We start from the raw sequence: 21,260 nt of genomic DNA, 5'->3' as shown, positions 1-21,260 counted from the left end.
GCGCCGCGCGGCGCGGCGCGGCGATCCCGCGGCACCGCGGCGTCCGCCTCGGCCGCGATCGGCGCCCGCTTCAGCGTGCCCCAGTGCCCGCAACCGTCGCACCGCCACGCGTGCGCCGCCGCCCGGCGCGCGCAGGTCGCGCACCGCCACGGGCGGCCGACCAGCGCATCGAGCGGGCCGGCCGGCGCGACGAGCGCCGCCAGCTCCCCGCGGACGTCGTCGTCCCCGCCGGCGGCGAGCGCCAGCCGCGCCGCCGCCACGCGTGCGGCCAGGTCGTCGGGGCGCGCGGAGACCGCGGCGCGCGCATCGGCCCATGCCGCCGCCGGGTCCGAGTCGGCGCGCACTCGCGCGCGCGCCAGCAGCAGGTCCGGCTGCGGCCCCGCCTCGGCGATCGCCTCGGCGATCGCGCGGGCGAGCCGCTCGGACACCACGCGGTCGACGTCCGCCGCCCGCTGTTCCGCTGCCTGCGCATCCGCGGCCGGCTCCGCCTCGGTCCGCGCGACGCGCCGCTCGCACGCCTCGAGCTGCGCCACCCACACTTCCGCCAGATGCGGCGCGCGCACGAGCGCCTCGCGCGCCCGCTTGGCCGCCGCGCGCTCATCCCCGCACGCCACCGCGACCGCGATCGCCGCACTCGCCACCGGCGGCGTCCCCGGGGCGTAGCGCTCCGCCTCGCGCAACGCCGCGCGCGCTTCGCCGACGTCGCCGGCGGCCGCCGCCGCGCGCGCCGCCGCCGCCCACAAGTGGCCGAGCCGATCCCGCGGAACGTCCGCGCCACGCTGCGCGACGCGCTCCCACGCGCGCGCGGCCTCGGCGTACAAGCCCTGCTGCTCGTACAACGCACACAGCGCGCGCACGGCCCCGTCGTGCCCGGCATCGAGCGCGAGCACCTGCTCCATCGCCCGGATCGCGCGCCGCGGCATACCCGCCGCACGGAAGTCGAGGGCCAGCTCGTACAGTGCGCGCGCACGCGTGGGCACGTCCGCTTCCGGCCGCAGTTCCAACGCCTGGTGCACGCGGATGGCGCGCTCCCACTCGCCGCGGCTCCGAAACAGCGCGCCGAGCGCGAAGTACGGCTCGAGGTCCGACACGTTGTCGTCGACCACGCGCATCAACTCGTCGACCGCGGCGTCGCGGTCCCGGGCGAGCACGAAGTTGAGAGCGCGCGCAAACGACCGCGCGTGGCGTGCCGCGCGCCGCAGTTCGCGATCGTCGGGCACGTAATACCGGCCGATCAGCACGCCCGCCGCGAGCGCGCCGAGCGCCACCAGCGCCGCCGCAACCGCCGCGCCCACTACGCCTCCGCCCCGTCGCGCGCCGGCGGCGCCGCCGCGACCGCGCCGTCGCCCTCCTCGGGCAGATCCTCCAGCGGCGCGGGCCGCGTCAGCGGCAGATTGCGCAATCCCGTGAGTTCGCGCTCCAGCTTCGCGATGAGAGACTCATACTGGCGCCGCCGATAGACGTAGTACAGACTCCACACCAACAGCCCGGCCACCGCGATCACCGCCGCCACCCAGCCGCCGATGAGCGCCGGCAGCCACACCTCGTACGCGGGCGCCGACACCAGCCAGCCCAGCCACGGGGGAATGGCGACGACCACCCACCGCGCATTCGCGACCAAGATCAACGCGACGGCGGCGCCCACGGCGATGAACGCCGCGAGCACGACGCCGATCGCCGCGATCCGGATCCAGCGGAACATCGCGCGGGGATCGTACACCGCGCGGGCAACCGGCGCGACTTCGCGCCGAGGCGACCCGGCCGTTGCGGATACAAGGGAGACGGTCGACGCGCGACGGCCCCGCGCGGGCCGATGCCGAGCGGGACCGTCGCAGCGAAGCCGACGCGGGCGCGGACCGGCGTACGCACCGATCCGCAACCGGCGCTACTCGTTCGACTCGGTCGGCTTGAGCGCGCCGAGTTTGTCCTTGAACACGTCGCCGAGCGTCGCGCCGCCGGTCGTCCCCGGCGCGTAGCCCTGCGCGTCCGCCATCTCGGCGTGGCGCTCCGCCGACCGGATGCTCAGGCCGATCTTGCGCTCGAGCGGGTCGACGCTGATCACCTGCACCTTGACCGTCTGACCCGGCTGCAGCACGTCGCGCGGGTCTTCCACCCGCTCCTCGGAGATCTCCGACACGTGCACGAGTCCCTCGACTCCCTCTTCGAGCTGCACGAACGCGCCGAAGTCGAGCACCTTGAGCACCTTGGCGTCGAACACCTTGCCGACCGGGTACTCCTGCGGAATACGCGACCACGGGTCCGGGCTGAGCGCCTTGATGCTCAGCGAGATCTTCGGCTTGTCGTCGTCCTCCATGTTGATCTCTTGGAGGACCGCTTCGACCTCATCGCCCTTCTGGAACAGCTCGGACGGGTGCTTGACCCGCTGCGTCCACGACATGTCGCTGATGTGGACGAGCCCGTCGATCCCCTCCTCGATCTCCACGAACACGCCGAAGTCGGCAATGTTGCGAACCTTGCCCTTCACGACCGAGCCCGGCGGGTACTTCTTGACGAGCTGCTCGTAGGGGTTCGGCTCGAGCTGTTTCATGCCGAGCGACACGCGCTTGTTGACGACGTCCACGTCGAGCACGACCGCCTCGACCACGTCGCCGACGTTGACGATCTTGGATGGGTGCTTGACCCGGCGCGTCCACGACATCTCGGATACGTGGACGAGACCCTCGATGCCCTCCTCGAGTTCGATGAACGCACCGTAGTCCTTGAGCGACACGACCTTGCCGCGGACGACGGTGCCCGGCAGGTACTTTTCGTGCGCCCGCGTCCACGGGTCCTCGCTGATCTGCTTGAGGCCGAGCGACACGCGCTCCGTCTCCGGGTTGAACTTCAACACCTTGACGCGCACGTGGTCGCCGACCTGGAACAGCTCGGACGGGTGGTTGACTCGGCCCCAGCTCATGTCGGTGATGTGCAACAGGCCGTCGATGCCGCCGAGGTCGATGAACGCACCGTACTCGGTGAGGTTCTTGACGATGCCCTCGACGATCTGTCCCTCTTTCAGGCGCTCGAGCGTGCTCTCCTTCAGGGCGGCGCGCTCCTTCTCGAGCAGCACGCGCCGCGACAGCACGATGTTGCCGCGCTTCTTGTTGAACTTGATGACCTTGAACTGGAAGGTCTGGCCGATGAACGCGTCGAGGTTGCGGACCGGACGCAGGTCGACCTGCGAGCCCGGCAGGAACGCCTTGACGCCGCCCCGGATGGTGACGTTCAGGCCGCCCTTGACCCGCTGGGTGATGGTCCCCTCGATGAGTTCGTCCCGCTCGCATGCCGCCGAGATCTCGTCCCACACCTTGAGCCGGTCGGCTTTCTCCTTGGACAGCACGCACATGCCGGCGTCGTTTTCGCGAGCCTCGAAGAAGACCTCGACCTCGTCGCCCGGCTTGACGTGCACCGCCCCGTCGGCCTCGCGGAACTCGTCGATCGGAATCTGGCCTTCCGACTTGTAGCCGACGTCGACGATCGCGAAGTCCTTCGACACGTCGATGACCGTGCCCTTGACGATCTCGCCCTCGCGCGGCGGCTGCTTTTTCAGACTCTCTTCGAACAGCGCGGCAAAGCTCACGTCGCCGGTGCTCTTTTGCTCCTCGGGAACCATCTGCAAGTTTTCCTACTCCATGCGGCGCCGGGGTGGATTTCACCCGACGGGCGGCCCGACGCCGAGTTCGCACTGGTACATGGCGCCGCCGGCTTTGTCAATCGTTTCTTGGCGTTTGGGCGCGGGCGCGCTCTTTGGCGCGCACCGCGCGGCGCAGCCGCGCCACGACCTCGTCGACGGAGAGGTCGGACGAATCGACGACGACCGCGTCCGGCGCGGCGCGCAACGGCGCGACGGCTCGCTCGGCATCGCGGCGGTCGCGCTCCGCCATCGCCGACGCGATCTCTTCGAAATCCGCCGCGATTCCCTTTGCTTGCAGCTCATCCCAGCGCCGCCGCGCCCGCGCCTCGGGCGACGCGGTCAGAAAGAACTTCGCCTCGGCGCCGGGAAACACGACGGTGCCGATGTCGCGCCCCTCGGCGACCACGCCGCCGCGGGCGCCGAGCCGGCGCTGTACGCCCAGCAGCGCCGCGCGCACCGCCGGCAGCGCCGACACGCGCGACGCGCCGTCCGAGATCTCCGGCGCGCGGATCGCGTCGGATACGTCCTCGCCGGCGACCCGAACGCGGTTTTCCCCGGCGACGAGTTCGAACGTCACGTCGAGGTCCGCCGCGAGACGAGCGAGCGCCGGTTCGTCGTCCCACGCGACACCCCGCCGCCGCGCCTCGAGCGCAACCGCTCGATACAGGGCGCCGGTGTCGAGCAACCGGTAGCCCAGGTCGGCCGCCAGTCGCTTGGACACGGTCGATTTGCCGGCGCCGGCCGGGCCGTCGATTGCGACGACGATCGGTCGCCTCCGCACGCGGGTGGTCATCGGCGGTATCCTTACACCACAACGGCGACAGAGATGCACGGGGACCACGGCGAAACCGCCGGCGCGGGCGGCGTCCGGTTGCCGGTCGGCGCTCGGCTGGCCGGCCGTTACCGCGTCGTCGGCTGGCTCGGCGCCGGCGGCATGGGCGCCGTGTACGAGGTGCTCGACGAGGCGCTCAACGAGCGCGCCGCCCTCAAGCTGCTGCACGCATCGCTGTCGGCGATGCCGGAGGCGCGCGATCGCATTCGCAGCGAGGTACGGCTCGCGCGCCGGGTATCGCACCCGAACGTGTGCCGCGTACACGACATCGGCCAGCACGACGGGCGGCTGTTCATCACGATGGAACGCATCGAGGGCGGCTCGCTGCGCGACCGGCTCGCGGACGGCTCGTACGCAGCAGTGCCACTTGCGCGCAAACTCGATGCGATCAACCAGATCTGCGCCGGGCTCGCCGCCGCGCACCGCGCCGGCGTCCTGCACCGCGACGTCAAGCCCGACAACGTGATCGCGGGCGACGTGCGCGTCGTGCTCACCGACTTCGGTATCGCGCACGCCGGCGCCGGCGGTCCGAGCGCCCGAGTAGCCGGCACGCCGGCGTACATCGCACCGGAGGTGTTGCGCGGCGAACCGTACGACGCGCGCGCGGACGTGTATGCGGCGGCGGTCCTGGCATACGAGCTGTTCGCCGGCGACTTGCCGTTCTACACGCCGTCGCTCGACGCGGCGATCGCGCGCGCCCGGGCGCGTCGACCGCCGGGCCCGCCGCCGCTGCCGCGCGGCGCCGCGCCGCCGATCGCGCGCGCGGCGCTCGACCGCGTGTTCGCCCGCGCTCTCGCGTCCTCGCCGCACGACCGCCCCGACACCGCCGATGCGCTCGCCGAGGAGATCGCGCGGGCCGCGCGCGGCGACGGCGCCGACAGCGGGCCGCGCGTCCTGGCTGCGGCCCCGGCCGTTTCGGCCGCGGCCGCGCGGCAGACCACGGTGCTGGCTCCCCTGGTCCCGGACGGCGCGCCGTCGGTGCGCGCACCGGCGGCGGCTCCACCGACGCGGACCGGCGAAGTGCGCGTCGCGACGGCGCTGTGCGCCGCGCTCGGCCGCGAAACCGAGCCCGACGACGTCGAGCGGATCGTCGTCGACCTCGGCGGAACACCGCAGTCGGACGACCGCGGTGAGTTCGTCGCGCTGTTCGGCGCGCCGATCGCGTACGGAGACGATGCCGCGCGCGCCGCGCGCGCCGCGTTCGAGCTGCTGCGCGCCGGCGCCGAACGCGTCGGGATCGACACCGGCCGGATCTTGTTGCGAGCGGTTGCAACGGGCACGACGGCGACCGGCGACGCCCTCGACCGGGCCCGGCGCCTCGCGAACGCCGCCGGGCCCGGCCAGGTGTTTGCGTCGCCGGCGGCCGCGCGCCACCTGGTCGGTCGGTTCGATGCGCGCGACGTGCCGGACGGCGTCGCCGGCGACCGCGCGCTCGCCCTGTCGCCCACGACCGACGACCGGTTGCCGCGCGACCGGCCGGCGCTCGTGGGACGCGACCGCGAGCTGGACCTGTTGAGTCGCGCGCTCGACGACGCGTTCGCGAGTCACTCGCCGCGATTCGTCACGCTGCTCGGCGAGACCGGCGCCGGCAAGAGCCGCCTGCGACTCGAACTCGTCGACCGCGCCGCCGCTCGCCGCGAGATCGACTGGCTCGTCGCGCGCGCGACGCCGCTGGGCGAGGTCGCGCCGCTGTCCATGCTCGCGCACGCCCACCGCGAGTGGGTTCGCGCCGCCACCGCCGACGGAGTCGACAACCGCGCCGCCGTCGTCGCCGCCGCGCGCCGCTGGCTCGAGCTGCGAGCCGCGCGACGCCCGGTCGGACTCGTCCTCGAGGACGTTCAATGGGCGGACGACGCATCCCTGGCCGTGTTCGAACACCTGCGCCGAACGCTCGACCAGGTGCCCGTGTTCTGTCTCGCGCTCGCGCGGCCCGCCCTGTGCGAGCGGGCCCCGACGTGGTGTGCGGACGGCCCGGACGCGGCGCGACACACGGTCGTCCGGCTGTCGCCACTGCGCGATCGGGACGCCGAGTCGATCGCGCGCCACGTCGCGCCGAATGCAACACGCGACGCGGTGCGCGACGTCGTGGCGCGCGCCGGCGGCAATCCGTTTTTCGTCGAAGAGCTGGCCCGCGAGCTGTCGGAACGCGACGCACAGTCCGGCGCCGGGCTGCCGGAGACCGTCGAGGCCGCCATTCAGGCGCGGCTGGACCGCCTGCCCCCGCGCGCCCGCGACGTCGTTCGCGCCGCGGCGGTGGTCGGACGCGAATTCTGGCGAGACGCCTGCCGCGCGGCGCTGGGGATCGACGCGCGGAACGAGGCGGTGCTCGACGACGCGCTCGCCGAGCTCGAACGGCGGGCGATGGCGTTCCCGCTGCCGCCGGAGGCGATCGACGACGACCGCTACGCGTTCCGCAGCGCGCTCGTCCGCGACGTCGCCTATCGCCAGATCCCACCGCGCGAGCGGCGACGGCTGCACGCGGCGGTTGCCAGTTGGTTGCGCCAGCACCGCCAGGCGCAGCCGCGCGACGCGTCGCACATGGCGGCGATCGCGCAACACCTCGACGCAGCCGGCGAGCGAGCCGACGCCGCGGCCGCGTACCGCGCCGCCGGCGAGCGATCGTTGTCGCTGTTCGCCTACGGCGACGTTGCGCGGCTGCTCCGCCGCGCCGCCGAGCTGACCGACGAGCCGGACGCCGACCTACTCGAGAGCATCGGCGACGCGCTGTCGCAAGCCGATTCGATCGCCGACGGCGAACGCGCCTATCGCGATGCCCTCGCGCAGCGGGGCGACGCGCCCGTCGCGCGCGCGCGGCTGTCCGCGAAGCTCGGGCGGTGCGCGCGCCAGCGCGGCTCGGCGCGCGACGCGATCGACTGGTTCGAACGGGGCATCGCCGCGCTGGCGGACGCCGGCGCGGATCCCGTGGTCGCGGCCGACCTGTACGGCGGGCTCGGCTGGATCTATGGCTACTGGCTCGGCGACAGCGACCGCGGAGTCGCGTACGGGGAACGCGCTGTCGCCCTGCTCGACGGCCACCCGCAGTTTGCGCGCGCGCTGGCTCGCGCTCTCAGTTCGCTCGGCGCCAGCTACATGCGCGCCGGACGCTACCGCGACCAATTGCGCTGCAATCGGCGAAACCTCGACATCGCGGTCGAACTCGGCGACCTGACCAGCCAGGTCGGCGCGCATTGCAACCTCGGGATCGTGCTGTGGACGCTGGGCGACATTGACGCGGCGATGGATCACACGCGGCGCGGCCTCGCACTGGCCATCCGCACCGGCGCCGCCGGCACGGCCGCGCTGTTGCGCAACAACCTCGCCGGGTTGTTGCTCGAAGCCGGCCGGCTCGAGGAGGCGCGCGCGGAGCTCGACGAGAGCCTCCGGTTGGCGGAACGCACCGGCAATCGCAACTTTCTGAGCGAAGCGCACGTATTCTCGGCGCGGCTGCGCGTCGCCGACGGCGACCTCGCCGGAGCCGAGCGCGACGCCCTGCGCGCGGTCGATTTGGCGGCCGAAGCCGCCTCCGCGGTCGACGAGGGCATCGCGTGGCGCGTCGCCGGGGCGGTGCGCGCTCGCCGCGGCGCGTTCGACTCCGCCGGCGATGCGTTCCGCCGGGCGCACGCGCTGCTCGCCGGCGCCGACCCGTACGAACACGCTCGCACGCTCGCGGCCGAGGCGCGGGCCCTGCGCGCGCGCGGCGACCGGGACGCCGCGGAGGCCCGGGCGCGAGCCGCCCGGGCCGCGTTCGACCGGCTCGGGATCGCGCGCGAGCGCGACCTGGTCGACGACCCCGTCGCCGTGCGTTGACCCCGCGCGGACGACCGCCCGCCGGGTAGCGGTTTCGCGCCACTGCCTTTACGATCGGACCGTGCTCGCCGACATGCACTCGGGCCGCTGGCGCGCGTATGCCGACGCGGTGGTGTTGGCGCTCGGCCTCAACGTGTGGGTGTCGGTCGCGGTGTTGCCCGGGATCTTCACCGGGGCGTGGTCCGGCACGGCCGCCACGGCGGCCGCGGCCATCGTCGCGGGAGGCGCCCTGTTGCCGTTGGCGGTCGGCGTGTGGCGGCGCTCGGACGTGTTGCTGCTGTTCGCGTTTCCGTCGGCGCTGCTGCTGCCGAGCGCGCTGTTTCCCAAGACGGTCGCGGCACACGTCTACGGCCCCGGGCGATTCGCGCTCGTCGCCGCCGGGCTCCTCGGCTATCTCGCCGGCGCGGCGCTGCTTACGGCGCGGAGCCCTCGCCCGCCCGAGCGCGCGCGCACGCTCGCGGCGGCCGCACTCCCGCTGCCGCCGCGCTGGCGGCGGCGCCGCCGGGTCTACCGCGGCCTGGTCGCGGTCGTCGCGGTGTTCGCCGCCGCACTTGTGTACACCGCACTGTACGGGACCAACCGAGCCATCTTGCGCGACATGTTTCCCGGTCGCGTCGACCCGTTCGTCACCCTGGTCACGCTCGGCGCGCTCGGATTGTGGCTCGTGCTGTTTCGCTGGGTGTTCGTCGGCGCGCTGGCGGCCCACCGGGTCGGCGATCGCGACCTCGTGCGAAGACTGGCCGCCCTGCGCGCCGAAGCCCGCCGCGCACGCCCGCGCCCGACGTTCTACCTGGCCGTGACCGTCGCGCTCGCGTGCATGGCGTGGCTGTTGTGGCTGCGCGGATGACCCGGCGGCCGCTCACACCAGGCAATCGTGCTATGAAACACGTGTTCTTCGAATTGCTCGCCTTGCTGTTGATGCTCGGCAGTTTGTTGTTTTTTCGCGAGTGCATCGCGTATCTCGAACAGCGCGACTACGTGGCGGCGGTGATCGTCCTCGCGATCGGCGTCGCCGTGATCTCGGTCGGCAAGGAGATGGCGCGGCTCGCGCTGGTCCAACGGGATTGATCGCCGCTGGCCGACAACCGTGGACCGTCGCGGTCACCGCCGCCGCCCTGCTGGCCTGCGGCGGCCGCCGCGAATCGCCGCCGCCCGCACCCGCGACCGAGCGTGTCGAGCAGTCGACCGCCGGCGACGTCGTCGTCGCCACGGTCGACGGACGACCGGTTCTGGGCTCGTGCGCGCGCGACCAGATGGAGGCGTTCGGCGTGGACGCCGAGCGGGCGGTGGCGGATTGCATCGACTTCGAACTTTTGGCGATCGAAGCCGAACGCCGTGGCTACTCGACCCACCCGGCCGCCGTCGACGTCCGGCGGCGCGAGGCGGTGCGCGCGCTGCTGCGGACCGACTTCGAGGCGACCCACGGGTCGCCCGCCGACATCCCGGCCGACGCGGTCCGCCAAAAGTTCGAAGACCTCAAACTCCGCTACGACCACCCCGAATACCGCTACGTCGTGTTCGCGCGGGCGCCGGTGCCCCGGAGCGAACCGCGCGGATCCGCGCGGGACCGGGAGGCCGAGGCGCGGATGCGGGCCGTGTACCGCGCGTTGCTGCGCGAGCAGCCGCTGTCCATCGACCGCTGGCGGCAGATCGTCAAGCAGTTCGACGACGACAAGCTGACGCTGCAGGTCACCACCGACCCGATCAACGCCCCGCGCCACCGCCGCTGGGAGGAGAACTTCGCCGCCGCCGCGTTCGCGATTCCCGCCGTCGGGCACGTGTCGCGGCCGACGCGCACCCGGTGGGGCTGGGACATCATCTTGCTCACGAAGATTCTGCCGGAGGAACACCGTACGCTCGCGGAGGTGGAGCAAGAGTTCCGCGCCCTGATCTTCCGCCCCTGGCAGAAGTACGCGTTCGAGCAGTGGCTCGACCGGCTGATGCGACGAGCGACGGTATGGATCTCGCCGGATGTCGACCGACTCCTGGCCGGAGGCGACCCGTTGTCGCGGGACGTGCCGTGATCCGGTCGCCGTTCGCCGCCATCATGCGAGAGGCCGTCGAGGGAACGCCCGGCGCGATCGGCGGCGCGTTCGCCGCTGCCGACGGCGAGACGGTCGACCTGTTCGCGGCCGCCGATCGGGACGAGTGGGCGATCTTCACCGCCCACTACGGCATCGTCCTGAACTTCGTGCGCAATGCGCTCAATGTGTTTCACTACGGCGATGCCGAGTTCATGCTGCTGTGCCACACCGGCGTCGACGTGCTCGTCCGCGCCGTCGGAGACGGCTACTATGCACTGATGGCCGTGAGGACACCGTCTCCGCTCGGTGTCGCGATGGCGCGGCTCGACCGCGCCGCGCGCAAGCTGCGGGAGGAGATGGCGTGACCCCGCGCGCCCGCCGCGCCGCCGCAATTCTGCTCGGCTGGATCGCGGCGACCGGTTCTGCCGGCGCACAGGGCGACGACGTCGACGACGTCGACGACCTCGACGACCCGGCGGCCGCTCTGATCGACGCGCCCGCCGACTACGACGTCGGCAACGCCGACTGGAACGGTCTGAGCGCGTTCGCCCGGCTCGCAGCGGGCGCCGGGTATCGGTTCGAGGCTCGCGCGGGGCTGGACTGGAGCGACGTGACCGCGGCGGATACGCTCGTCCTCCTGTACCCGGTGACGCCGCTGGATGCGACCGACATCGCGGCGTTCGTGCGCGGCGGCGGGCGACTCGTGCTCGCCGACGACTTCGGCGGCGCCGCGCGCGCGCTGGCCCGGCTCGGCGTCGCGATCGACCGAGCCGAGTCGGTCGCCGCGCCGCGTTACTATGCCGACCTGCCGTTCGCGCCGATCGCCGCGCCGCTCGACCCGACCCATCCGCTGGCCGCCGGCGTCGACGAGCTGGTCACCAACCACCCGGCCGTCATCGTGCAGGCCCGCGGCGACGGCGAGATCTTCGGTTTCGAACCCGGCCGAGCCGTCGTCGTCGCCGGCACGCTCGGCTACGGTCGCTACGTGGTGCTGTCCGATCCCAGCGTGCTCATCAATGCGATGCTGCGCCACCCGGGGAACTTTCGGTTCGCGCTCAACCTCCTGCGCTACTTCGACCCGGATCGCAGCGGCCGCGTCGTCGTGCTGGCCGGCGAGTTCTCCGTGCGCGGTCGCCCCCCGACGCTCGTCGACGACGGCAGCTTGCGCGGGGCCGTCGACGCGCGCCTACGCGACGTCAACAACGCCCTCGAAGAACTCAACGACTGGACCCTGCACCCGGGCGCCGTGCGCGCGATCGCCGTCGGCGTCGCGCTCGCGGTGGCGCTCATCGCGGCCGCCGCGCTGCCGTCCCGGCGCCGCATCGCGCTCGACGGTGCGTGGCTGCGCGCACAACCGGCCGACTCGGCCATCGACGCGTCCGACCCGCACGCGATCGCCGCGCGCGCCGATGCCGGCGCCGCCGATGCGTGGCTCGCCCCCGCCGCGCTGATTCGCGACACGGTGGAATGGGCGCTGCGGCGCGCTCTCGACTTGCCGCACCCGCTCGGATTGCGCGACGGGGAGTTGCTGGCGGCCGTCGAGGCGGCCTGCGGCTCGGCAGCGCGGGACCGACTGGCCGGCGTGTTGCCCGCGCTGCGCACAGTGCCGCCCGCCAGCGCGCCGCTCGGCCGCGCCCGCAAACCGCCGCAGCGCGGCGCGGTCGACGATTTCGACGCGCGCGCCGCGGCGCTGATCGAGGCGCTCGAATCCGCCTCGCGCGACCGGCGGTGACGCCGCGCCGGCCGCGACCGCCGCGCCGAGGGCGCGAACGCCCGAGTTCGCGGCTCCTGGACGCCCGCGCGGAATCTGCGAGTTCGCGGCTTTTGGACGCCCGCGCGGAATCCGCGAGTTCGCGGCTCCTGGACGCCCGCGCGGAGTCCGCGAGTTCTGGGCTCCTGGACGCCCGCACGGAATCTGCGTACCTTTCGGCGACGATGTGCCGTCCGACTACGACACCCGCGAGAGGCCCGTGGCCGCCGAAGGCATAGAGCGCAACCTGCTCGCGCAGGTGCGCGACATCGCCCACCGGATCGTCGCGGAGGTCGCCAAGGCGTACATCGGGCCGCCGCGGACGACCGAGGCGCTGCTCACGGCCCTGCTCGCGCGCGGGCACGTCCTCGTCGAAGGGGTGCCCGGCGTCGCCAAGACGACCCTGGTCAAGGCGTTTTCCCGCACGCTCGGGTGCACCTTCCGGCGGATCCAGTTCACCCCCGACCTGCTGCCGTCCGACATCACCGGGACGTACATCCTCGATATGCGCACGAACCAGTTCGTCCTGCGCGAGGGGCCGGTGTTCTGCAACGTATTGCTCGGCGACGAGATCAACCGGGCGCCGGCCAAGACGCAGTCGGCCCTGCTCGAGGCGATGCAGGAAAAGCAGGTGACAATCGAAGGGCAAACCATGCCGCTGGCCAGCCCGTTCATCGTGCTCGCCACGCAAAACCCGATCGAACACGAGGGGACCTACCCGCTGCCGGAGGCGCAGGTCGACCGATTCCTGCTCAAGCTCGAGATGACCTACCCGGCCGCCGACGACGAAAAGCGGATGCTGGCGACCTACAACCGGCCTCCCCCCGAGGTCACGCCGGTCATCGGACCCGACGACGTGTTGCGCATGCAACAGCTAGCCGACAGCGTCCACGTGGCCAGCGACATCTTCGAGTTCATCCTGGGGCTGCTGCGCTACACGCGCGAGCATCGGCGCGTCTACCTCGGTGCGTCGCCGCGCGCGGGGCTCGCGCTGCTGCGCGCGGCCAAAGCGTTGGCACTCATTCGCGGTCGCGACTTCGTCCTGCCGGACGACGTCCGCGACCTTGCGGCGCCGGTGCTCGCGCATCGCATCATCATGACGCCGGAGGCCGAACTCGACGGCGTGCATTCCGAACTGGTCGTCGCCGAAGCGCTCGATCGCGTCCCCTACCGCGAAACGCCGGGCTAGGATCTGTCCGTCCATACGGCACACCCCATCCGATGCCCCAGAGATCGCACGTTGCGCTGCTCCCCGGTCGCCGGCGCCCCCCGTGTCGCTGGTCGCGCGCCGCGCTGCGCGCAGCCCGCGGGTTGTACACGGCAGACCAACGCGCCCGGTGCTCTCGCGAACGGACGGCTCGTTTTTCGTTCGTGAGGTCGCGGGCCTGCGCCGCATCGCTGTGCGGCGCGCCGCCCGCCGGCGGCAACGCGCCCGCCCGTTCGCACCGTTCGACACCTGCCTCTTCACCCGTTTTCTCGGCGGGGCGACTCGCGCCCCGGTCGACGACACCCCGGTGATCCCGTCGCTCGCACGCCGCGGCAAGCTGGTGTTGGTGACCGGCTGCTCGTTCCTGCTCGTCGGCGCGATGCATGCGTCGCCCCCGCTCGCGGGGTTCGGCGCGCTGACCGTCGCGGCCCTCGCGACCGCATATCTCGGCTTCTTCCCGACAGCAATCCTGCTGCGGCGGCGCAAGGTCGAACTGTCGTGGTGGGTGCCGCCCGGCGACCAGCCCGGCGGCGCGCTCGCCGTGGACCGGCCGTTCACGCTCCACCTCGCACTGCGCAACCACGGCTATCGACCCCTGCACGCCGCGCGCATCGACGTGTTCTCCACGGCCGGCGTCGACGCACCGCGCGGTCTGCAAGCGGACGTACCGGCCGGCACCCAGGTCGACATCGACGCCATGGCCGTCGCGCACGCGGCCGGCTATGTCGTGCTGCACGGGGCCGCGATCGCGTTTTGCGATGCGCTCGGCCTATTCGAAGTCGCCGCCTACTTTCCGAATCCGATCGCGATCAAGGTGTTCCCGCGGGCGGCGGGGCTGCGCGGCGCCGGCGTCGTTCGGCCGCGCACCGGCGCCCTGCACGAGCGGGTCGGTGCCCACTACGTGCGCCGGCGCGGGCTGTCTGGCGAACTGCGGGAGATCCGCGATCACGCGCACGGCGACCCGTTCAAGTTCATCGCGTGGAAGGCGACCGCGCGCGCGCGACGACTGATGGTGCGCGACCTCGAGACGGAGTTCGTCGTCACGCACCAGATCCTGTTGGACATCGCCGGCACCATGCGCCACGGCGCGCCGGGCAGCACACCGCTCGACTACGCGATCGAAGTCGCGACCGGCATCGCTCGCGGCGCGATTTCCGGCGGCGACCGGGTGGGCCTGGTCACCTTCGACACGCGCGTCTACTCTCAACTCCGACCTGGCGAGGGGCATCGCCAGTTCCTGCAGGTCGTCGATCGACTCGTCGAGACGCGGTCAGTGGTCGACGAGGATCTCACCGCCCTCACGAATGCCGAACTGGTGGCGGCCGTGGCGCGCTACCTCGCGCACCAGGAGGCGATCGACGTGCGGCTCCACCGCGTACCGGCGCTCGACGACCCGGTGTGGGAGCGGGTGCACGCCGGCCCGCGCGGAGAGCTGTACGACATCGCGAGTATGGCGGCCGTGGTGTCGAAGCTGCTCGGGCAGCGCGACCGGGACGGGCGCAGCGCCGCCGCCCCGGCGTGGTGGTGGACGCACGTCGCCGCGTCCGGCGCGACCGACCCGCGCCTGGCGCAGCTGCGGCTGTTTTGCCGCCTGCGCGGCATCGAACTCCCCTACCGTACGGCGGTGGAGGCCGGCGCGCGCGCCGCGGGCCTGGCCGACGCGGTGGCTGCGGCCAACGCCGGGCCGGGGCGTTGCGACACCGCGATCTTGCTGTCGGACCTCGCGTGGTTCGAGCCGAGCGCCGGGCGCGCGCTCGAGGCGCTCGCGCTCGCGCGCCGGCGCGGCCAGCCGATCGTCGTCGTCGCGCCGTTCGGCCCTGCCTTTGCGGCCCCGGCGGCCACCGACGCCGGGGCGCGGGCGCTACGGATCGCCACCGCGGCGGCGCGCGCGCGGTTCGACGAAGCCCGGCGCCAGCTCGCCCGCCGCGGCGTGCCCGCCATCGAGGTCGGACCGAGCGACGCCGTCGCCGACGTCGTCGCGCGGATCGCCGGCGTACGCGCGGCGTCGCGCCGCGCGGCGTGACGCCGCCGCGCAACCGCAGCGGGCGCCGGGACATCCAACCATCGAGCGACCCAATTGTGACGGGCGTCCGTGTTGACGGACGCGAAACGGCGCGCATAGACTAGCGCCGCTTTACTCAGCAGAGGAGACCAACCGGATGGCAACCTACATCACGGACGAATGCATCAACTGCGGCGCGTGCGAGCCCGAGTGCCCGAACGAGGCGATCAGCGAGGGCGACGACATCTATGTCATCGACCCGAACCTGTGCACCGAATGCGTCGGCTTCCACGACTACGAGGCCTGCCAGGCCGTGTGCCCGGTGGAGTGCTGCCTGCCCGATCCCAACAACCAGGAAGATCCGCAAACTCTCCTCGACCGCGCCCGCAAGCTGCATCCGGAACTGAACCTGCCCGAGAAGATCGAGGACCTGCCGCCGGAACTCAATCGGTTCGCCAACCCGGACCACCAGCGCCCCGAGTAGGCGCCCCGAGTTCCGTCGCGCGCGCGAGTGGCCGCCTCCCGGCGGCCGCTCGCGGTTTCGGGCCGGGGTCAAGCCGGCGCGGCGCCGACCGACTGTGTCGGCGTGGAGCCGACGGATGCGAGACGCCGCCACGAACGCCTCCGGGTGGAGCTGCCCGCCGTCGTGTGGCTGCACGGGCGCCAGCTCGCGGCTCGGGTCGTCGACGTGAGCCTGTCGGGGCTCGCGCTGCTGTTGCCCGAGCCGGCGCCGACGCGCCAGCTCGTCCGGGTGGAGGTCCGCCCGGACAGCGGCGCCCCGTTTCCGTTTACCGCGATGGTCGTCTATACGGTGGATACGGGCGATCCCCTGTGGCCGTGCCGGGTTGGTGTCATGCTCTATGGTATCGGCCGCGAGCGCGCCGCGCTGTGGGACGAGTTCATCCGCAAGACGCGCGCGGCGCTCAAGGCGCGCCGCACTGCGGCATAGCGGGCGGTCCCGTCGCGACCGCGCCGGCCCGCCGACCCCTGCGAGCCGGCCTGCGCGGACCGCGGTTGCGCACTCGCGCGCGCGGGTGCGGCGTCGCCGGTGCGCCCCGGCCGTCCCGCGCGCGCCCGATGCCCCTATGCCGCGAACTCGTCCACCGAGCGCAGGTTCACCGACACGACCTTGGACACCCCCGGCTCCTGCATCGTGATGCCGTACAGGTGGTCGGCCATCTCCATGGTCCGCTTGTTGTGCGTGATCACGATGAACTGCGATCGGTCCGTCATTTCGCGAACGATCTCGTTGTAGCGGTCGACGTTGACCTCGTCCAGCGGTGCGTCCACCTCGTCGAGCAGACAGAACGGTGACGGCTTGAACAGGAAGATTGCGAAGATCAGCGCCACGGCGGTGAGCGCCTTCTCTCCACCCGACAGCTGGTCGACGGTCGCGTTCTTCTTGCCCGGCGGCCGCGCCATGATCTCGACGCCCGCGTCGAGAATGTCCGTGTTTTCGTCGCCGGTGAGCGACAGCGAGGCCGAGCCGCCCCGGAACAGCCGCGGAAATACTTTCTGGAACCGCGCGTTGATCTCGTCGAACGTCTCGCGGAACAGCTTGCGCGACGTGCGGTTCATCTTGCGGATGGCTTTCTCGAGCTGCTCGCAGGCCGACTCGAGGTCCGCCTTTTGCGCGGACAGAAACTCGTAGCGCTCGGAGATCTGCTCGTACTCCTCGGGAGCCGTAAGGTTGATGTCGGTGCCCATCCGGTCGATGAGGTTGCGCAGCTCGGCGAGCCGCTTGTGCTGCTCCTCGCCCACCTCCGGGCGCAGGTGGTAGTCCCCGACCTCGCGCCGCAGTTCGACCCGGTAGCGCTCGGCGATCGTCTCCTCGAGGTGTGCGAGCTGCGCCCGGACGTCGTGGCGTTCCATATCGACCGCCGTCACCTGTTGCGCGAGCTGCTCGGCGGTGGCCCGCAGCTGGCGAAGCTCGGTCTCGGCCACCTGCACCAACCCGAGCCGTTGCTCGTACCCGGCGCGTCCGGCGTCGAGAGCCTCGGCCCGCTCGCGCCGCATGGCGCGGCGTTCGACCAGGCTGTCCTCGAGCGCTCGCGCGTCGTCGCGCAGCCGCGCGGCCCGCTCGACCGCCGTCCGGATCGCCTCCTCGAGCGACGCAGTGCGCTCGACCAACTCCTCGGCATTTTGCTCGAGCCGCAGGACCGTCGCCGACAGAGCGGCCTTCTTCTCGTCGAGCTGAGCGACGCGTACTTTGCGATCCGTGAGCGCGCGCGACAGCTCGTCGACCTGCCGGCGGCACAGGTCGACGGCCTCGACCAGGCCGCCCTGCTCGCTCTCGTGGCGCTCGGCGCGCTCGCGCGCCGAGGCGAGTAGCTCGGCCGCGGTCTGCCCCTCGCGCTCCATCTCCGCGAGCGCATCGGCGAGATCCGCCAGCTCGCGGTCGAGCTGCGCCAGGCGCGCGCGCAGTCGGTCCAGCTCGCCGCGGCTGCGCGCGACGTCTTTTTCGCGACCTAGAATGTCGATCTCGTGGGTGTGCGAGTCACGCCGGGCCGCGTCGAGCGCCCGCGCGACCTGCTGGCACTCGGCCTTGTTGGACACGTAGGCCGCCGTGGCGTTCGCGAGGTCGGCCTCGAGCGCCTCGATGATGTCACCGAGCTCGCGAATCTCGCGTTTTTGGGCGAGGACGCCGGCCCCCTCGCCATCGCGCGAGCCGCCGACGACCACGCCGCGGCCGTCGACGATGTCGCCGTCGAGCGTGACGAGGGTCTTCGTGCAGCCGGCGTTGTGCAGCCGAACGGCGACGTCGAGGTTCTCGACGACCCAGTAGTCGCTCAGCAGCCGCTGAGCCACCGGCATGTAGGCGGGCTCGCACGTCACCAAGTCGACCATCGCGCCCATCACGCCGTCGCCGCTGGGCGCGCCGCTGCGGTCCTCGAACGCGATGCCGGCGGGCGCCGGCAGCGGCACGAACGCGGACCGCCCCGCCTCGGCCTCTTTGAGGTACTGAATCGCCTCGACGCCGGCGTCGCAGTCGTCGACGAGGATGCCGCCGAGCCGATCGCCCAACGCCGCCTCGACCGCCGCCTCGTAGCGCGGCGGCGTCGACACGACGTCGGCGACGAGCCCGCGGATGCGGTCGCGGGCGCCCTCGCGCTGCATGACCGCCTTCGTCCCCTGGGTAAAGCCCTCGTACTTTTGCTGGATCTCGCGCAGCGACTCGTAGCGCGACTTGCGGCGGTGCAGTTCGGTACGCAGCGTCTCGACGTGCGCCTCCGCGCGGTCGGTCTCCTCCCGCAACGCGTCGAGGCGCGCTTCGAGCTGTTTGGCCCGATCGCCGAGATCCATCTGCATCTGGCGCAGCTCGCCCAATGCCGCCTCTCCATCGCGCACTTGGCGTTCGAGTTCGGCCAGGCGCTCGCGCGCCTCGACCCGCTCCGCCTCGAGACGCTCGCGCCGCGCGCTGGCGTCGGCCCGGTGGCGCGCGATCGCCTGCTGCTGGCTGTCGGCGCGCGCCATGTCGGTGCGTGCCGCCGCGGCCTCGGCGCGGGCGTCGTCGAGCCGCCGCTGCGCCGCGTCCAGGCGCTCGCGCGCCTCCGCGAGCGCCTCCTCGCGCCGGTGCAGCTCCTCCTCTTCCGCGATGGCCGCCTCCTCGACCGCCGCGTACTCGGCGCGCGCCTCGGCCAGCTCGCGCGCGACCTCCTCGCGGCGCTCGACCAGCGCCTTGATCTCGGCGCTGCCCTCGCTCGCCCGGCGCTCGAGGTCGTCCGCCTCGCGCGTCTCGTACTTGATCTTTTCCTCGTCCAGCTTGATGCGGTTGTCGAGCTCGTAGATCTCCTCCTGGAGCGCGGACAAACGGCGCTCCTCGATCGCCAGCTCGGACCGCTCCGCCGCAATCCGCGCCTCGCCGGCGTCCAGCTCGGCGCGCGCGTCGTCGCGCCTGCGGGTGAGGTCCTCGAGCCGCGCGCGGAGCACGCCGTCGGCGGCCGTGAGCTCGAGGAAGCGGTGGGACGCGATCCACATGTCGATGTCCTTGAGCTCCGCCTTGTAGCGGCGGTAGCGCGCGGCCTTCTGCGCCTGGCGGCGCAGCGAGCCGAGGCGCTTGCCCAGCTCGTCGACGATGTCGTTGACGCGCAGCAGGTTCTGGCGCGTGCGGTCGAGCTTGCGCTCCGCCAGGCGCTTTTTCGTCTTGAACTTGGTGATGCCCGCGGCCTCCTCGATGAGCAGGCGGCGGTCCGCCGGCCGCGCCGACACGATCATGCCGATGCGGCCCTGTTCGATGATCGAATAGGCCTTGGTGCCGACGCCGGTGCCGAGAAAGAAGTCGGTGACGTCGCGCAGGCGGCAGGGAATTTTGTTGATGAAGTAGCCGGAGGTGCCATCGCGGAACAACCGGCGCGTCACGGTGACCTCGCTGTACTGCGAAAAGTCGATCGCCGGCGGCTTGTCCGCGAGCAGGTCCGCCACCTCGGCGGTCGCCGATCGCTCCGCGGGCGGCGTCCCGGGGCGTTCGCCGGCCGCTCCGCCGGCCGCCGCTTCCTCGTGCGCGCCGCTCGCGCCGGGCTCGCCATCGGCCGGCGCCGCATCGGGCGCGCCGGCCTCCACCTGGGCCTCGCCGTCGGCCACCGCAGCCTCGGCCGGGTCGCCCCCCGCGGCGGCCGCCGCTTCCGCCTCGGCGCGTTCGAGCGCGAGCGCGAGCTGTTCCTGGGAAAACCCGACGTCCTCGAACGTGAGCGATACCTCGGCCATTCCGGCCGGGCCGCGCGTCTCCGAGCCGTTGAAGATCACGTCGCCCATCGCGGACCCGCGCAGGTGCTTGGCGCTCTGCTCGCCCATGCACCAGCGGATGGCGTCCACGATGTTGGACTTGCCGCACCCGTTGGGGCCGACCACTGCGGTCACCGGATCGTGAAATTCCAGCACGGTCCGGTCACAGAACGACTTGAAGCCGATGATCTCGATCCGCTTGATGCGCATTCGGGTTCTCTTTCACCTCACCTGCCGGGGCCGCGCCGCCGCCTCGCGCGAGGCGGCCGGTCACGCCATCCTCCCCGGTCCGACGGTCTATAGCACGCGGCACCGACACCCTCCGCTCCCGACCCGCCAGCGGCCGGGATCGTCGACGGTCGTGGTTTTCGTTTCCACGCCGGGCCCGGGCGGGTATGGAGCAGGCCGGCATGACACGGTCGGAAGTGCGCGGCATCCTGAGCGGCGCGGACGCCTGGACGTGCGCGACATCCTGAGCGGTGCAGGCGGCGTGAATGGCGGTCAGGCGGCCACTTCGGCGATCTGGCCCCGGTGGGCCCGACACGCCGGCCGCCAGGGCTCGGCTCGGCGTCCGGCCCGAAGGTGGCGCCTCCGTTCGTCACGCCGGCTCCAGACATCGTCCCACCAGCCGCGGGCTCGGATCGCCGACAGCGCAAACATCCGGTCGGCGGGCTCTTCGGTCCGGGCGCCAGCGACCGGCATACGGCGGTCGACGAGATGTGGAACCCCCGACGCGGCGTCGCCGCTGCCGGCGGGCACGCCACGACGGCGAATGTCGGCGTCGCCGGTACGTTCAGCTTCTACCCGGCCAAGAACCTCGGCGCCTACGGCGACGGCGGCGCGCTCGTCACCAACTCGCCGAAGCTCGGCGACACCCTGCGCAGGCTGCGCGACCACGGGCGCGTGTCCAAGCAGGTGCACGAGGTCGAGGGCGTCAACAGCCGGCTCGACGGCATTCAGGCCGCGGTGCTGCGCGTCAAGCTCGCGCACCTCGACGAGTGGAACGCGGCCCGTCGCACGGCCGCCGCCCGCTACGACGAGGCGCTGCGCGACGTCCCCGGCGTGCGCGTCCCCAAGGCACCTCCCGACACCGAGCCGGTGTGGCACTTGTACTCGATCCGTGTCGACCGGCGCGACGAGGTCAAAGCCGCACTCGAGCGGCGCGGCGTCGAGTGCGGCATTCACTACGCGGTGCCCCTGCATCTGCAGCCAGCGTTTGCCCATCTCGGGTACGAGCCCGGCGCGTTCCCCGTCGCCGAGCGGCTCGCGAAGCAGACGCTGT

At 72.5% G+C, this 21,260-nt stretch carries 16 protein-coding genes; 11 read left to right on the top strand and 5 right to left on the bottom strand.

Annotated features, from left to right (window positions below):
- From D6689_15755 to D6689_15740, 4 genes are all read right to left on the bottom strand, one after another.
- Positions 1–1,295 (bottom strand): hypothetical protein (locus D6689_15755; protein ID RMH39747.1); only part of this gene is annotated, 1,295 nt, incomplete at its 3' end.
- On the bottom strand, positions 1,295–1,702 hold the full coding sequence (locus tag D6689_15750; GenBank protein ID RMH39746.1) for a hypothetical protein: 408 nt from the start codon (positions 1,700–1,702) through the stop codon (positions 1,295–1,297). The genes D6689_15755 and D6689_15750, both read right to left, overlap by 1 nt.
- Positions 1,703–1,885: 183 nt before the next feature.
- Positions 1,886–3,613, bottom strand: a complete 1,728-nt coding sequence (locus tag D6689_15745; GenBank protein RMH39745.1) for a 30S ribosomal protein S1 — start codon at positions 3,611–3,613, stop codon at positions 1,886–1,888.
- 97 nt (positions 3,614–3,710) lie between these two features.
- On the bottom strand, positions 3,711–4,427 hold the full coding sequence (locus D6689_15740; GenBank protein RMH39744.1) for a (d)CMP kinase: 717 nt from the start codon (positions 4,425–4,427) through the stop codon (positions 3,711–3,713).
- A gap of 33 nt (positions 4,428–4,460) precedes the next feature.
- Here D6689_15740 and D6689_15735 point away from each other — a divergent pair, with 33 nt between their 5' ends.
- The 10 genes from D6689_15735 to D6689_15690 all read left to right on the top strand — a co-directional run bounded on the left by D6689_15735 (position 4,461) and on the right by D6689_15690 (position 16,205).
- Positions 4,461–8,273 carry a hypothetical protein gene (locus tag D6689_15735; protein RMH39743.1) on the top strand — a complete coding sequence of 1,271 codons (3,813 nt, stop codon included), beginning with the start codon at positions 4,461–4,463 and terminating at the stop codon, positions 8,271–8,273.
- 61 nt (positions 8,274–8,334) lie between these two features.
- Positions 8,335–9,120 (top strand): hypothetical protein, encoded by a 786-nt coding sequence (locus tag D6689_15730; GenBank protein RMH39742.1) that lies wholly within the window; start codon positions 8,335–8,337, stop codon positions 9,118–9,120.
- Between the two features lie 32 nt (positions 9,121–9,152).
- A complete protein-coding gene (locus D6689_15725; GenBank protein ID RMH39741.1) occupies positions 9,153–9,341 on the top strand; it encodes a hypothetical protein in 189 nt (62 codons plus the stop codon).
- Entirely contained in the window at positions 9,338–10,297 is a 960-nt protein-coding gene (locus tag D6689_15720) for a hypothetical protein (protein ID RMH39740.1), read from the top strand. The genes D6689_15725 and D6689_15720 overlap by 4 nt, the downstream gene beginning before the upstream one ends.
- Positions 10,294–10,662 (top strand): hypothetical protein, encoded by a 369-nt coding sequence (locus D6689_15715; GenBank protein ID RMH39739.1) that lies wholly within the window; start codon positions 10,294–10,296, stop codon positions 10,660–10,662. The genes D6689_15720 and D6689_15715 overlap by 4 nt, the downstream gene beginning before the upstream one ends.
- Entirely contained in the window at positions 10,659–12,029 is a 1,371-nt protein-coding gene (locus D6689_15710; GenBank protein ID RMH39738.1) for a DUF4350 domain-containing protein, read from the top strand. The genes D6689_15715 and D6689_15710 overlap by 4 nt, the downstream gene beginning before the upstream one ends.
- A gap of 238 nt (positions 12,030–12,267) precedes the next feature.
- Positions 12,268–13,236, top strand: a complete 969-nt coding sequence (locus D6689_15705; GenBank protein ID RMH39748.1) for a MoxR family ATPase — start codon at positions 12,268–12,270, stop codon at positions 13,234–13,236.
- A gap of 715 nt (positions 13,237–13,951) precedes the next feature.
- The gene (locus D6689_15700; protein RMH39737.1) at positions 13,952–15,277 is read left to right on the top strand and encodes a DUF58 domain-containing protein; all 1,326 of its coding nucleotides are present in this window, start codon (positions 13,952–13,954) and stop codon (positions 15,275–15,277) included.
- A gap of 136 nt (positions 15,278–15,413) precedes the next feature.
- Positions 15,414–15,740, top strand: coding sequence for a YfhL family 4Fe-4S dicluster ferredoxin (locus tag D6689_15695; protein RMH39736.1), 327 nt, complete (start codon positions 15,414–15,416; stop codon positions 15,738–15,740).
- Positions 15,741–15,767: 27 nt separating this feature from the next.
- The gene (locus tag D6689_15690; protein ID RMH39735.1) at positions 15,768–16,205 is read left to right on the top strand and encodes a PilZ domain-containing protein; all 438 of its coding nucleotides are present in this window, start codon (positions 15,768–15,770) and stop codon (positions 16,203–16,205) included.
- 134 nt (positions 16,206–16,339) lie between these two features.
- Here D6689_15690 and smc read toward each other — a convergent pair whose 3' ends face one another.
- On the bottom strand, positions 16,340–20,188 hold the full coding sequence (smc, locus tag D6689_15685; GenBank protein RMH39734.1) for a chromosome segregation protein SMC: 3,849 nt from the start codon (positions 20,186–20,188) through the stop codon (positions 16,340–16,342).
- A 321-nt stretch (positions 20,189–20,509) separates the two neighbouring features.
- On the opposite strand from smc, the gene D6689_15680 reads away from it, so the two are divergent.
- On the top strand, positions 20,510–21,260 hold a 751-nt coding region (locus D6689_15680), incomplete at its 3' end, for a hypothetical protein (GenBank protein ID RMH39733.1).

It is taken from the genome of Deltaproteobacteria bacterium, from assembly GCA_003696105.1.
GTDB lineage: Bacteria > Myxococcota_A > Polyangia > Haliangiales > J016 > J016.
Note: the sequence above shows the minus strand (reverse complement) of the source record. Positions and strands in the feature narration are given on the sequence as shown.